This is a genomic window from Acinetobacter sp. V89_4, assembly GCF_029967875.1.
Taxonomy (GTDB): Bacteria; Pseudomonadota; Gammaproteobacteria; order Pseudomonadales; family Moraxellaceae; genus Acinetobacter; species Acinetobacter oleivorans.
In genome coordinates this window covers 73652-87810 of sequence record NZ_JASCAI010000022.1, presented here as the reverse complement: position 1 = coordinate 87810, position 14159 = coordinate 73652, and the positions used below count along the sequence as shown (strand labels likewise).

The 14159-nt window shown below is 39.0% G+C and carries 14 protein-coding genes; 8 read left to right on the top strand and 6 right to left on the bottom strand.

The window, feature by feature from the left end:
• The first annotated feature begins 96 nt into the window (after window positions 1–96).
• The 4 genes from rpoH (at window position 97) to QLG01_RS09890 (ending at window position 2451) form a co-directional block, all read left to right on the top strand.
• A complete protein-coding gene (rpoH, locus tag QLG01_RS09905) occupies window positions 97–963 on the top strand; it encodes an RNA polymerase sigma factor RpoH (protein WP_004791254.1) in 867 nt (288 codons plus the stop codon).
• Window positions 964–1075: 112 nt separating this feature from the next.
• The gene (locus tag QLG01_RS09900; RefSeq protein ID WP_004643452.1) at window positions 1076–1441 is read left to right on the top strand and encodes a DUF423 domain-containing protein; all 366 of its coding nucleotides are present in this window, start codon (window positions 1076–1078) and stop codon (window positions 1439–1441) included.
• Between the two features lie 13 nt (window positions 1442–1454).
• On the top strand, window positions 1455–1652 hold the full coding sequence (gene thiS / locus QLG01_RS09895; RefSeq protein WP_004791249.1) for a sulfur carrier protein ThiS: 198 nt from the start codon (window positions 1455–1457) through the stop codon (window positions 1650–1652).
• 13 nt (window positions 1653–1665) lie between these two features.
• A complete protein-coding gene (locus QLG01_RS09890) occupies window positions 1666–2451 on the top strand; it encodes a thiazole synthase (protein WP_001154366.1) in 786 nt (261 codons plus the stop codon).
• 198 nt (window positions 2452–2649) lie between these two features.
• Here QLG01_RS09890 and yaaA read toward each other — a convergent pair whose 3' ends face one another.
• Window positions 2650–3429 carry a peroxide stress protein YaaA gene (yaaA, locus tag QLG01_RS09885; RefSeq protein WP_282496358.1) on the bottom strand — a complete coding sequence of 260 codons (780 nt, stop codon included), beginning with the start codon at window positions 3427–3429 and terminating at the stop codon, window positions 2650–2652.
• Window positions 3430–3554: 125 nt separating this feature from the next.
• Between yaaA and QLG01_RS09880 the strand changes: the two genes are divergently transcribed.
• Both QLG01_RS09880 and QLG01_RS09875 read left to right on the top strand, forming a co-directional pair.
• Entirely contained in the window at window positions 3555–4187 is a 633-nt protein-coding gene (locus QLG01_RS09880; RefSeq protein ID WP_013197245.1) for a hydrolase, read from the top strand.
• Between the two features lie 195 nt (window positions 4188–4382).
• Complete coding sequence (locus tag QLG01_RS09875; protein WP_282496357.1) at window positions 4383–5339, top strand: ribonuclease Z; 957 nt, start codon at window positions 4383–4385, stop codon at window positions 5337–5339.
• A 94-nt stretch (window positions 5340–5433) separates the two neighbouring features.
• On the opposite strand, the gene QLG01_RS09870 is transcribed toward QLG01_RS09875, so the two are convergent.
• The 4 genes from QLG01_RS09870 to pheA form a co-directional block, all read right to left on the bottom strand.
• The gene (locus QLG01_RS09870; protein WP_282496356.1) at window positions 5434–6894 is read right to left on the bottom strand and encodes an aminoacyl-histidine dipeptidase; all 1461 of its coding nucleotides are present in this window, start codon (window positions 6892–6894) and stop codon (window positions 5434–5436) included.
• A 170-nt stretch (window positions 6895–7064) separates the two neighbouring features.
• Complete coding sequence (locus tag QLG01_RS09865; protein ID WP_005068294.1) at window positions 7065–7448, bottom strand: hypothetical protein; 384 nt, start codon at window positions 7446–7448, stop codon at window positions 7065–7067.
• Between the two features lie 127 nt (window positions 7449–7575).
• Window positions 7576–9822, bottom strand: coding sequence for a bifunctional prephenate dehydrogenase/3-phosphoshikimate 1-carboxyvinyltransferase (locus QLG01_RS09860; protein WP_282496355.1), 2247 nt, complete (start codon window positions 9820–9822; stop codon window positions 7576–7578).
• A gap of 107 nt (window positions 9823–9929) precedes the next feature.
• Window positions 9930–11039 carry a prephenate dehydratase gene (gene pheA / locus QLG01_RS09855; RefSeq protein ID WP_003650703.1) on the bottom strand — a complete coding sequence of 370 codons (1110 nt, stop codon included), beginning with the start codon at window positions 11037–11039 and terminating at the stop codon, window positions 9930–9932.
• 185 nt (window positions 11040–11224) lie between these two features.
• On the opposite strand from pheA, the gene QLG01_RS09850 reads away from it, so the two are divergent.
• Together QLG01_RS09850 and QLG01_RS09845 are read left to right on the top strand one after the other, a co-directional pair.
• The gene (locus QLG01_RS09850; protein ID WP_282496354.1) at window positions 11225–12169 is read left to right on the top strand and encodes an alpha/beta hydrolase-fold protein; all 945 of its coding nucleotides are present in this window, start codon (window positions 11225–11227) and stop codon (window positions 12167–12169) included.
• A 108-nt stretch (window positions 12170–12277) separates the two neighbouring features.
• Window positions 12278–12904, top strand: a complete 627-nt coding sequence (locus tag QLG01_RS09845) for a hypothetical protein (RefSeq protein ID WP_282496353.1) — start codon at window positions 12278–12280, stop codon at window positions 12902–12904.
• 50 nt (window positions 12905–12954) lie between these two features.
• Here QLG01_RS09845 and QLG01_RS09840 read toward each other — a convergent pair whose 3' ends face one another.
• A complete protein-coding gene (locus tag QLG01_RS09840) occupies window positions 12955–14100 on the bottom strand; it encodes an acyl-CoA dehydrogenase family protein (protein WP_004791229.1) in 1146 nt (381 codons plus the stop codon).
• Window positions 14101–14159: the final 59 nt, after the last annotated feature.

Here is a 14159-nt window from a genome sequence, read left to right as displayed (position 1 = left end):
TTTTACATTTCTCTACCCAATTTTCCTTAATTATGAAGCTGATTCAAATTAAGATGAATTTATTGGTTATCCCATCCGATCCTACAAGGAGAAATCATGAGTGACAGCAGCAATCAATTGATGCCCCTGTCATTGTCTGCGCCCGGTGTAAACCTTGGTGCATATATCAGTACTGTCAATCAGATTCCTATTTTAACGGCCGAGCAAGAAAAAGAACTTGCTGAACGTTATTATTATGACCAAGATCTTGATGCCGCAAAAATGCTGGTAATGTCGCATTTACGTTTCGTCGTTCACATTGCGCGCAGCTATGCAGGTTATGGCCTACCACAAGGCGACCTTATTCAAGAAGGTAATTTAGGCTTAATGAAAGCCGTGAAGCGTTTCGACCCAAATATGGGCGTGCGTCTTGTATCTTTTGCCGTCCATTGGATTAAAGCAGAAATTCACGAATACGTTATTCGTAACTGGCGTATTGTCAAAATTGCAACGACCAAAGCACAGCGTAAATTATTTTTCAATTTACGTAGTTTAAAAAAATCGAGTAAAAAATTAACGCTCGAAGAAGCTCAATCGATTGCGAATGACTTAAATGTTACTGCAGAACAAGTTCTGGAGATGGAAGGTCGTTTAACCGCTTATGATGCTGCTTTCGAAGCTCAAGGCGACGACGACGATGACACTCCGCATACTGCACCGGCATTATATCTTGAAGATAATCGCTATGATCCAGCTCGTTTAGTTGAAAATGAAGACTGGGAAGAGCAAAGTACATCTGCCTTACATGATGCAATGGATCAGTTAGATGATCGTTCGCGTAATATTTTACAACGTCGTTGGTTAGATGATGATAAATCTACTCTCCACGAGTTAGCAGCCGAATATAATGTATCAGCAGAGCGTATTCGTCAGCTTGAAAAGAATGCAATGGAAAAAATTAAAATTGCTATGTCTGCAAGCTAAAAAATAAGTTTAAAAATAAAAGGGCGTTTAGCCCTTTTGTTTTATCTGGCTATGTTTAGCCAACCCAATCTATGATAACGTTGCCCTTCATTATTCATTTGCGTTTTTTGTTATGTGGATTGCCATTTCAGCCCTTAATCTTGCCTTTGCAGTCATGTTGGGTGCTTTTGGAGCACATGGTCTTAAAGCTCATGCGAGTCCAGAGCAACTTGTTTGGTGGCATACTGCAACCGACTACTTTTTCTACCATGCTTTAGGCTTATTAGCACTTGGTATTTTAAGCAAAGTCATCCTGACGTTCCCTATTAAGTTGCCATTCATATTGATTCAGATTGGTATTTTATTTTTCTGTGGTTCACTCTATATCATGGCACTTGGATTACCGAGAATTTTAGGGGCAATTACCCCAATTGGTGGAGCATTTATGATAGCTGGATGGCTCGTTTTGGCTTGGAATGCCCTCAAATACGCAAAATAATTGGAATGTGATCATGCAAATTTATTTAAATGGCGAATTAACGGACACGCCTTGTCAAAACCTGTTGCAACTCATTCAGGAAATGGCACTTGAAGGAAAACGCTTTGCTGTTGAGCACAATCAGCAAATCGTTTCTAAAAGCAAATTAGAGCAAATCACTATTGCTCAACATGACCGTATCGAAATTATTCACGCTGTTGGCGGCGGCTAAGTCGGAGTTATCCATGCAAGACACCCCTCTCATTATTGGTTCACGTTCTTTTCAATCTCGTTTATTGGTAGGAACTGGCAAATATAAAGACTTAAATGAAACGGATTTAGCTATTCAAGCCAGTGGTGCAGAAATCGTAACTGTCGCAATCCGCCGTGTGAATATTGGACAAAATCCAGATCAACCAAATTTACTGTCTGTCATTCCACCAGAAAAATATACAATTTTGCCAAATACCGCAGGTTGTTTTGATGCTGATAGCGCAGTTCGTACTTGTATGCTAGCACGTGAGCTACTCGATGGTCATAACCTAGTAAAACTTGAAGTTCTAGGCGATGAAAAGACGTTATATCCAAATGTAACCGAAACTTTAAAAGCAGCTCGAACTTTGATTGATGACGGTTTTGAGATTATGGTCTATACCTCTGATGACCCAATCATTGCGCAAGAGCTTGAAAGTATGGGCTGTGTCGCGATCATGCCTTTAGGTAGTCTAATTGGTTCAGGTTTAGGTATCTTAAATCCGCACACTATTTCAATTATTAAAGAAAATGCAAAAGTACCCGTTTTGGTAGATGCAGGCGTTGGTACAGCAAGTGACGCTGCTATTGCAATGGAACTTGGTTGTGACGGCGTACTGATGAATACAGCAATTGCAGCTGCTCAAAACCCTATTTTGATGGCTTCTGCAATGAAAAAAGCTGTTGAAGCAGGTCGTGAAGCATTTTTAGCAGGTCGTATGCCACGTAAACGTATGGCAAATGCAAGCTCACCAGAAACAGGTTATTTCTTTAAATAATCTATTTCTTGCAAGAACACAGCCTTTAATTACCATTGTAACTTTAGTGCAACTTATATAGGCATTTTACTTTTCAAAGATGAAAAGTAACAAAAATCTTTTGTTTCGCTGATATTACATCCATGTAATACAGCGAAACGGTGGCATCTATGCCACCTCACGATAGTTACCGCTTACTAGAGTTTAACTTTAGTAAGGCTAAGCCACTTGCTCATCGCGTTTAAATACCAACTCTTTTGCTGATGAATTCTCCGCATCAAAGTAGTATCCATCAGTATTAAACTCTTTGATGTCTTCCGCTTTATTTAATTGGTTTTCAATCATAAAACGAGCCATTAAACCGCGTGCTTTTTTCGCATAGAAACTAATGACTTTATAATTACCATTTTTCTGATCTAGAAAAACTGGCTTCACAATTTCAGCCTTAATTTTCTTTTCATTGACAGACTTGTAATACTCATCTGAAGCTAAGTTTACAAGTAATTCAGAATTTATTGCTGCCAAATCTTCATTAATCTGGTTTGTGATAATTTCACCCCAGAACTCATATAAATTATGACCACGCGTATTTTTTAATTTAGTGCCCATCTCAAGACGATAAGGCATCATTAAATCTAAAGGACGTAATAAACCATATAGACCAGAGAGCATACGCAAATGCTGCTGTGCAAAATCAATATCTTTATCTTTTAAATGGTACGCATCTAAACCCGTATATACGTCACCTTTAAATGCATAAATTGCCTGACGAGCATTTGAAAAATTAAATTCGGGCTTCCAATCTCTAAATCGGTCTGCATTCAATGTGGCAATTTTTTCACTAACACTCATTAAACTCGCAATTTCCGAAGCAGAAAGTTTACGGCTAACATCAATTAATTGTTCTGAATGTTCTAACAAGCGAGGCTGAGTAAACTCATCTGTAGGTAACGCTGTTTCATAATCCAAAGTTTTTGCAGGAGAAATTAAAGCAAGCATACATAACCTGAAAAAATTATTCTTAATACCAACTATAACAGTAGATATTTTTTAATGCTAACTCGTGTTTTCAATGGCGACTATCGGTAAAATAGCATCACGTATTGTTATTTAGCGGTTCTTATATGTCTGAGCAAACTTTCATCCAGGGTCCAGTAGGTAAAATTGAACTTTTCGTTGACCGCCCTGAAGGTGAAATCAAAGGCTTTGCGGTTGTTTGTCATCCGCACCCATTGCAAGGTGGAACCCCTCAACATAAAGTCCCTGCCCTTTTAACCCAAATCTTTAATGAATATGGTTGCATTGTTTATCGCCCGAGCTTCCGTGGCCTAGGTGGTAGTGAAGGTGTTCATGATGAAGGCCATGGTGAAACTGAAGATATCTTAGCTGTCATTGAACATGTTCGTAAGCTTCATGAAGGCCTACCATTTTATGCTGGCGGTTTCAGCTTCGGCTCACATGTTCTGGCAAAATGCTTTGCACAGCTTAATCCTGAATTACGACCTATACAGTTAATTTTATGCGGTTTACCAACGGCTACTGTAGTAGGTTTACGCCACTATAAAACTCCTGAAATTCAAGGTGATATCCTACTCATTCATGGTGAGCAAGATGACATTACCTTACTTTCAGATGCAATTGCATGGGCAAAACCACAAAAGCATCCAATTACGATTTTACCGGGCGCCAACCACTTCTTTACAGGCTATTTAAAACAGCTTCGTCAAATCATTACACGCTTCATTATTATGAAATAAAGTGTATTTGATGGACATAGATTCGATCTATGTCCATCATCTCATAAGTGCCGTAACTTCTAAAAATTATTCCAGCTTAATCCAAAACGGGCTAAACATTTTTTCACTCGGTCGCTATCGTTCTCCATTGTTCTTATAAAATTTTCATAAGTGTCTATAATACCTTTACGCATTTGACTAAAAAATTCCAACAATATGCTTCATTTTACTTTTTTAGGCACTTCTTCAGGTGTACCTACCCTGACACGTAATGTTTCAGGATTAGCAGTTCGTGATAGTAAAAATAAGGACTGGATTTTAGTTGATGCTGGTGAAGGGACACAGCACCGCATTCAACAAGCCAGACTTTCTCTACAAAACCTAGTTGCCATTTGTATTACACACGTTCACGGCGACCATTGTTACGGTCTAATTGGTTTATTGGCAAGTGCAGGCATGAATGCCCGCAGCAAACCATTAATCGTGATTGCACCGAAAGAAATTCAACAATGGTTTGAAATCACTGCCCAACTTACAGATTTACACTTGCCCTATTCACTGCAATTTATTGATGTGAATGAAGCAACACAACCACAACAGATCACCGATGAATTCATTGTTCAAGCACATCCACTAAGCCATCGTGTTCTAAGTTTTGCTTTTAGTATTTATATAAAATCTATTCAGAAGAAGTTAGATATCCAAACTTTAACTCAGCTTGGCGTACCTAAAGGCGATATATGGGGGCATTTAAAACGAGGCTACGATGTTGAGTTTGAAGGGCAAACTTTAAAAGCTCAAGACTTTATTAAAATTCAAAATCAACAAGTTCATGCAATTATAGGCGGTGATAATGACCAACCTGAACTATTAGCTGATGCTTGCAAAGATGCTCAACTCCTTATTCACGAATCAACTTACTTGCAAACGGTTTTAGATAAAGTCGGCAAAGGTCCAATGCATAGCTCAGCGAAAATGGTGGCTGAATTTGCAGAACAGCAATCTTTGGATAATTTAATTCTGACGCACTTTAGCCCTAGACATCAAGATAAAGCTGGGCAGCAAGCTATTGCAGAAGAAGTTCGCCAGTTTTATAAAGGTCATTTTTATTTAGCGAATGATTTTGATGAGTTTACTTTAAGTGAAACAGGACAACTTTTAAAAATCGAGTAAAAAATTATATTTATTGAGAGATCGAATTAACTACACATCATTTCCATGTAAAAGTTTAAGAAGCTCATAACTGAGCTTCTTATCTCTTAAAAAATTACTCTACAGATGCTAAAGCGGTTACTAGTAGCTTCCAGCACTTCTCTACGGTATCAACCTTAACTCGTTCACCCGGTGCGTGTGCACCTTGAATATCTGGTCCAAACGAAACCATCTGTAAATCTGGATAATGCTCGGCAATAATCCCACACTCTAAACCCGCATGAATCACTTTTAGATTCGGCTCAATGTTAAATGCCTTTTGATAGGCCTGCTGTAAGCACTTTAAAGCAGCGGAATCAGGATTTGGTGTCCAACCCGAAACCAAGGGTGTGAGTGCTGAGGTTATATTAAATTGACTAAAATGTGCCTGAATTTTTTCTGCAAAATCTTGAGCTTCTTGGTTCACCATTGAGCGAACCATTAAAACAGCTTTTCCACCATCTCGATTTAGTTTTACCACTCCAATGTTATTTGAAGTTTCAACTACATCTGGTAAAGCTTGACTCATACTTGCAACGCCATAAGGACTTGTTGCCAAAGCTTGTAACCACTCGTTTTGCTGCTGTTGAGCAATCACTCCCGCCACTTCAGAACTATTGGGCTGAATAGTTAATTGTAAGTTGTCATCAATACCTTGTAATTGGTTTTTCCATGTCTTTTGATATTCAGCAAGTAATTTTTCTAATTCGGGTAATTGGTTAGACGAAATTACAATGGTTGCCACTGCTTCTCGAGGTAAAGCATTACGAGCTGTACCACCTGTAAATTCAACAAGGTGCCCACCAAGCTTTGCTAAATACTCATTTAAAAAGCGGGCTAAAATAACATTGGCATTGCCACGTCCTAAATGAATATCTACTCCAGAGTGACCACCTTTAAGACCAGCAACCTGAATATTTACAACTATCAAGTTTTCAGGAATTGGTTCATAAATGAGTGGCTGTTCTACTTCAACATCAATACTGCCAGCACATCCGAGATATAACTCACCCCACTCTTCTGTATCAATATTAAATAACCATTTTCCTTTTAGTACACCAGCCTCTAAAAGCCGCGCACCACTCATGCCTGCTTCTTCATCAACAGTTAAAAGAACTTCAATTGATCCATGAGCAATATCATTTGAATCTAATACTGCCAAAGCTAAGGCTACCCCGATGCCATTGTCTGCACCTAAGGTAGTGTCTTTAGCAATTAACCAGCCATCTTCAAGGACTGGACGAATCGCGTCTTTAAAGAAGTCGTGTACTGTGCCAGTGTTGGCTTGTGTGACCATATCTAAATGGCCTTGCAGAATGACTCCAGACACATGTTCTTTACCCGCAGTCGCATTCTTACGGATAATCAAATTCCCCACTTCATCTACGTATGTTTCTAAATTCCGACTTTCAGCCCAGTTTTTTAAAAACTCACGAAGCTGCTGTTCATGCTTTGAGGGACGAGGAATAGTGCAAAGTGTTTGAAAATGCTGCCAAACCACTTGAGGAGATAAAGCTGCAATATTAACTTGTGTCATGAAAACCACACTCTAATTATGTAAATATCTTAATAATTTCAATATACACAATGCATTAAAGATAGGTAGGAATTTCAGGAAAGATTTTGTATTTTTATCTTTAATCTAAAGAAATTGTACGACTTTTCTAAAAAGTCGCACTTCATGAATAACTCTTAACAGTCGCCTGCTTAGTTTTTCCATTCAAATGCTGAAAAGCTATGATCAGCTTTCAAACTATTTTCAACTGCCTGTGCAAGCTGACGAATAATGCTTTGTGTTTCGATTTTCTCAAACCAGTCTTGTTCTTCATCAGGATTGGCAGAGATTTCACACATCAAATGCCCTTCATGGTCTGTTTTCTGACAAGTAATCGACAAAGGTAAAAGATGATTATCTATACTGACTTCTACCTTTTCATGCTCATGCACAATGTGCTGTGCATCAAAGCCATAATGCCCCAATTGTTTAAACAGTAAAGCCGCTACATATTCTTGAGTGATATGGCATTCATTTGGTGGATGATCAAGCACCCCATGTTGTGGGCAACTGGCAATAAATTGTAATTTTTTCATCCTTTGTCCTAACACTTTTATCATTATCTGCGCTTAGCATAAGCAATAAACAAACAGCAGCCAAGCCTTTAGCCCGCTGCTGCCGTTGCTATTGTGTTAGCAATTATAAAATGTGTTAGGTCAAAAGTTATTGGCTAACTTCGATTGTTAAGCCTGCACGATTCGCCAACTCAGTGAAAGTTGGGAAGCTTGTCGCCACAGTTTCAGTACCCTGAATTGTAATCGGACCAGAATTACGAAGGCCTGCCATACTAAAACTCATAGCAATACGGTGGTCATGATGTGATTCAATTTCACCACCAGCAAAGATTGGTGACCAATCGCCAGATTTGCCTTTACCTTCAATAATGATGCCATCATCAGTTGGTGTGCAGTCAATACCCATGATTTTTAAGCCATCTGCCATAACCTGAATACGGTCAGATTCTTTCACACGAAGTTCTGCCGCACCGGTTAGTACCGTTTGGCCTTCGGCACAAGCTGCTGCAATAAATAAAGCTGGGAATTCATCAATTGCTAAAGGTACTTGGTCTTCTGGCATATGAATGCCTTTAAGCGTGCGTGAACCTTTAATATGAATATCAGCAATAGGTTCACCACCAGCAATACGTTCATTTTCAACAGTTAGATCAGCACCCATCTGTTTTAAAATTTCAATTACGCCAGTACGTGTTGGGTTAATACCTACAGCTTCCAGAACAACATCGGAACCCTCAGTAATTGCAGCACCCACCATAAAGAAAGCAGCTGATGAAATGTCTGATGGTACTTGAATATCAGTACCCACTAATTTTCCGCCGCCAACGAGTGAAATCTTATTGCCTTCGGTTTTAACATCATAGCCAAATGCACGAAGCATGCGCTCTGTATGGTCACGAGTTGGCTCTGGTTCTGTAACAGAGATTTCACCTTCAGCCCATAGGCCCGCAAGTAAAATACCAGACTTCACTTGAGCAGATGCCATAGGTAAATCGTATTGAATCGCTTTTAACTGTTGACCACCAGTAATGCTTACAGGTGGTGTACCTTTCTCACCCGTAGTCTGAATTTGCGCACCCATTAAACGTAATGGCTTAGCAATACGCTCCATTGGACGTTTAGAAAGTGAAGCATCACCAGTCATTACTGAATCAAACTTTTGTGCAGATAACATGCCTGAAAGCAAACGCATGCTTGTACCAGAATTACCCATATACAATGCACTTGCTGGCGCTTTTAAGCCATGCATGCCCACGCCATGAATGGTCACTTCACCATTTTTAGGGCCTTCAATGCTTACCCCCATATCACGGAAAGCTTGTAAAGTTGCTAAAGCATCTTCACCTTCGAGGAAGCCAGTGACATGGGTAGTGCCTTCGGCAATAGCACCAAACATAATGGAGCGATGTGACACAGATTTGTCACCCGGTACGGTAAATTTACCTTTAAAAGCCTTATTTCCCGGTAAGATACTGAATTGCTGTGTCACCTTATTTTTCTCCATTAAAGGTTTTTTGGCTAACATATGATTGAAATGCTGACGTGCTGCCTGAGCATGGCCGAGTAAACCCATTAATGCATGAGAATCTTCGTTTTCAATCAATTTTCTAAGTACGGTAAGTTGCTTTTCAAAGCCATCTACCGCATTTAATATCGCTGTTTTATTGGCAAAGAAAATGTCATGCCACATTTGGGGATCACTAGCCGCAATCCGTGAGAAATCACGAAAACCACCTGCTGCATAACGGAAAATATCAAGATTATCTTCACGGTTTGCAAGTTGCTCGACCAGATTAAATGCCATTAAATGTGGTAGATGACTCGTATGCGCAAGCACTTCATCATGCTTGGCAACATCCATACAAATGACTTCAGCTTTAGCAGCTGACCAAAGTTGAATCAGTTTATCAACAGCCCATTCTGCACTTGTCGGTAACGGCGTTAAAATTACTTTGTGATTTGCAAATAGGTCAACCTTACCTGCATGAACACCCGTGTGTTCACTACCTGCAATAGGGTGTCCCGGTACAAAACCTGCTGGTAAATTTTCACCATATACAGCTTTTGCTGCATCAACGACATTACCTTTTGTACTTCCCACATCAGTTACAATCGTGGTTTCTGACAAATAAGGTTTAATTTGCTCAAGCACTTTTTGCGTAGCACGTACTGGCAAGGCTAAAACGACTAAATCTGCCCCTTTCACAGCTTCAACAGGATCAGAAAATCCTTCTTGTATTAAGCCAAGTGATTTTGCATCTTCTAAAGTTTTCTGTGAGCGTGTAGATGCAACAACTGTTGTGGCCAACTTTTCTGCAACAATAACACGAGCTAAACTCGACCCGATGAGTCCTAAACCAATAAATGCAACTTTTTTAAATAGGGGTTGTGACATAACTTCAACTTTGCTTTTGCTCAAAGTTATTTAAACCTTTGAGCAATTTGTTTTTAAGCATAATGACATGCTTATCTTGATGCATGTCATTATTCCAACATAAGTGATTACAGAACAGCGGCAGGATAAGAACCTAAAATACGAATCTCTTTCACCATTGGGCGAATATCATTAATCGCAGCAGCAACATTCTCTTGTTCGATATGACCTTCTAAATCGATAAAGAATACATATGCCCACTTTTCAGGTAATGCTGGACGAGTTTCAATACTGGTTAAGCTAATATTATGTTTTGCAAATGGCGCTAAAATTTCTAATAAAGCACCCGCTCGGTCATGTGCTGAAATCAATAATGAAGTTTTGTCATTACCGCTTTGTGGAATTTTTTCACGACCAATCACTAAGAAACGCGTGGTATTTTCCGGATTATCTTCAATATTGCTATGTAAGATTTCAAGGTTATACATGCCTGCTGCAATATCAGATGCAATCGCTGCCGAATGCCATTCATTGCGAATACGGCGTGCAGCTTCTGCATTTGAGTTTAAAGCAACACGTTCAACACCCGGATAATGCGCATCTAACCACTGACGACATTGTGCCAAAGTTTGCTGATGAGCATAAATCTGCTTAATACTATCTTTACGTGTATTTTCAGAAACAAGAAATTGATGATGAATACGTAATTCAACTTCACCAATCACATTTAAATTCGATGTTTTAAAGCAATCTAAAGTATGGTTTACAACACCTTCAGATGAGTTCTCAACTGGAACTACACCGTAATGTGCACTACCTGCTTCCACTTCACGGAAGACTTCATCAATCGTTGGAAGTGGGCGTACAACTGCATCTTTACCAAAATGCTTAAGCACAGCAGATTGAGTAAAAGTACCTTCTGGCCCTAAAAATGCAATACTTTGCGGCGCTTCCAAAGCAAGGCAAGCAGACATAATTTCACGGAACAAACGCGCCATGGTTACATCAGACAAAGGACCTTGGTTACGCTCCATAACTTTACGTAAGACCTGCGCTTCACGTTCAGGACGATAAAACAAAGGATTCTCTTCGGAAGCAAATTTAGCTTTCGCAACTGCTTCAGCAAGGCTTGCGCGTCGATTTAATAATTCTTGAATCTGTTGATCCACGCTATCAATATCTTCGCGAATTTGTTCTAAACTAAGAGAAGTCGTTTTGTTTTGATCATCGTTGATCATTGGAATGCAGCCTCAGCAAAATCATCTTTTAAACGAGAGTATAACAATAGTCTGCTTTGATTTGTTAGGCAATATGGCTGTATTGGCTTTTTTCATTAAACCATCTTGGTCGGATTCCTCAGATCGCTTTATTTGATAATGATTTTCATTTATCATTTGCATAATAAATTTTATTCTTGTTTATTATGCATAACTCATTTTTCTTTTTATCTTGCAGTTTTCTTCTGAGCTCTTTAATAACTTGTTCTGCTTTGGCTCAAACTCCTATACAAAATCCATCAAAAATAGTCTTACATAATGACCAAGCCCAATTTCAACTCAAATCTAAAAACACCGGCCATGAGTATTTGATTCAAGTATATAAACCACCTGTTGCCCCACCACAACATGGTTATCCCGTACTTTATATATTAGATGGCAATGCAACCTTTCCAAGTGCAGTCAATATCGCTCAATCTATTGGGGCAGGTTCTACAAAATTAGGCCTAGACCCGCTCATGATCGTTGCAGTCGGTTACCCTAAACAAAAAACTTTTGATGTACAAAAACGTGCTTATGACTACACCCCTAAACCTTCTGCTGAATTTCAAAAGCAAGGCAGATATAAGTATGGTGGTGCGGACCAGTTCATTACATTTTTAAATGATGAACTCAAACCGGAAATCGCCAAACAGTTTCCAATTAATAACCAACAGCAAAGTATTTATGGCCACTCATTTGGAGGGTTATTTGTGCTTTATCATTTTTTTCAAAAACCTGAAGCATTTCAACGTTACATCGCAGCCAGCCCTTCCCTCTGGTTTGATCAAGGCATGCTATTTCAAAAATTAAACTATTGGCAGAGTCAAAAACAAAGCAATTCTTCGATGCTTTTGACCACAGTCGGCACCCATGAACAAGGCGGACCTCGTACTCAATCTGCTCATAACTTTAATGAAAAAGATTTCTTTAAAGCTTTGGAAAATCGCCGCTCAGCCGAATTTTCTTATTGGCATTTTTATAATCCTGCTGAACAACATATTACCAATTTGTATGCGAGTTTGCCGAAAGCACTTATGTTTGCTGCATGCCAAAACTTAGAAAACTGCAAATCTTTATTTGATGAGCCTACAGAGCAAACAACTAAATAAAACCCATTTAAATTAAAAGAGGAGCATTCCACTCCTCTTAAAGACAAAGCTCTTAATCGAGAGAATTAGTTATACTGTCTGAAGATGTCATAACAACAGTAAAATAGAATGAATAAAATTCTTGTTTTAGGTCTACTGAGTTTTATTAGTGTCAGTCTAACGGCTTGTGGTGGCTGCCCCCTCATCGCGGGGTGCAATGGTACTGATCCGTCCCCGTACTATATGACGACTGCCAGCAATCAAGTTCGTGGTATTCCCGTGCCAGCCCAGACTAAACTCACTTACAAGTCACAACATTTTAGGCAGGAATTTCAGCAAACACATGCCTTAAAAGAGAAAAATTTATCAGGCATTGCTTTACCAGAAAATACAGCAATCATTTGGGGCGGTATGCCAGTAGACATGTTTATACAGTTTTCTAATCCCGAAATGAAAGGCTTCTCGGTCTATCCAGCACGAGGATTTAAAGCAGAATTATCAAATGAGTTTTTACGTTTATGGAAAAGCTGTGAAAGTGATTTAAACATTAACTTAAAGAATCCAAATGACTGGTCATTTAATCCTGAAAATATGAAAATAACTGGTTGTGGTGTCGTCTTTCAAGAACGTAGTGAATACACCGAAGATTCATTTCATCAAGATGAAGCCGATGAGTTTTTAAGAAAGATGAATCATGCATTACAGCAATTACCGAAACAACAAGACTATCCTGCCATTCAACAGAAGACCAAATAGTTAAAAACAAAACAGCCTGTTCTAAGACAGGCTGTTTTTTCTCTGCTTAATTAGGCTTTGCCAATTAATCCACGGGCTACGATTTCTTTCATAATTTCATTTGTACCACCGTAAATACGTTGGATACGGGCATCTACAAAGAAACGTGAAATTGGATATTCAGTCATATAACCATAACCACCAAAAAGTTGGAGTAAGTTGTCTGCAACCTTCATTTGCATATCACTACTGAAACTTTTCAATGCTGCAGCTGTTTCTACATCTAGTTTGCCTTCTTGATATAAGGCAACGTTTCTTTCATAAAAAGCTGCTGTAGCAAGCTCATCAATTTTTGCTTGTGCTAAAACAAAACGTGTATTTTGGAACTGTGAAATAGGTTGACCAAATGCTTGACGCTCTTTTACATAAGCTGTTGCCAAATCAATCGCACCGCGAATTGCCCCAATTGCAGTAGATGCAATTGCAGTACGTTCACGAGGTAACTCTTGCATTAAATAAGCAAAACCTTGCCCAGCTTGGCCAAGTAATTGGTTTTTAGGTACTTTCACATTGTCAAAAAACAACTCAGATGTATCTTGAGAATGTAGGCCGATTTTGTCTAAATTTGTGCCTTTTTTAAAGCCTTCCAGATGTGTATCTGCCAATAACAATGACACACCTTTCGCACGGGCTTGAGGATCTGTTTTTACTGCGAGCACAACAAGATCAGCATGCTGTCCATTTGAAATAAAGGTTTTTGAACCATTTAATAAATAGTGATCGTCTTGCAAGATGGCACTGGTACGCATTGATTGTAAATCCGAGCCTGCTCCAGGTTCAGTCATACCAATTGCACCAACAACTTCACCTGTTACCATTTTCGGTAACCAATATTGTTTTTGCTCTTCTGTCCCGATATGTAAAATATACGGTGCAGCAATTTCAGAGTGACAAGAAATAGCTGTTGATAATGCACAAAAGCCAGCACGTGCAGATTCTTCAACTAACATTAATGAGTAATAGGTTGGAACCCCATAACCACCATATTCTTCTGGAACATCTACACATAAATAGCCATTTTCACCCAGTTGATTCCAAACTGAACGAGGCATGATTCCTTCGCGTTCCCATTGGTCGTAGTGAGGCGCAATATGCTCACTCATAAAACGTTTAAAATTATCACGGAATAATTCTAAATCTGCATCGTATGCCAACATAATATTTTCCTTCAGCTTTATTGTTTTATCGAATCTCATTGCTGTGCATGCTAATCATT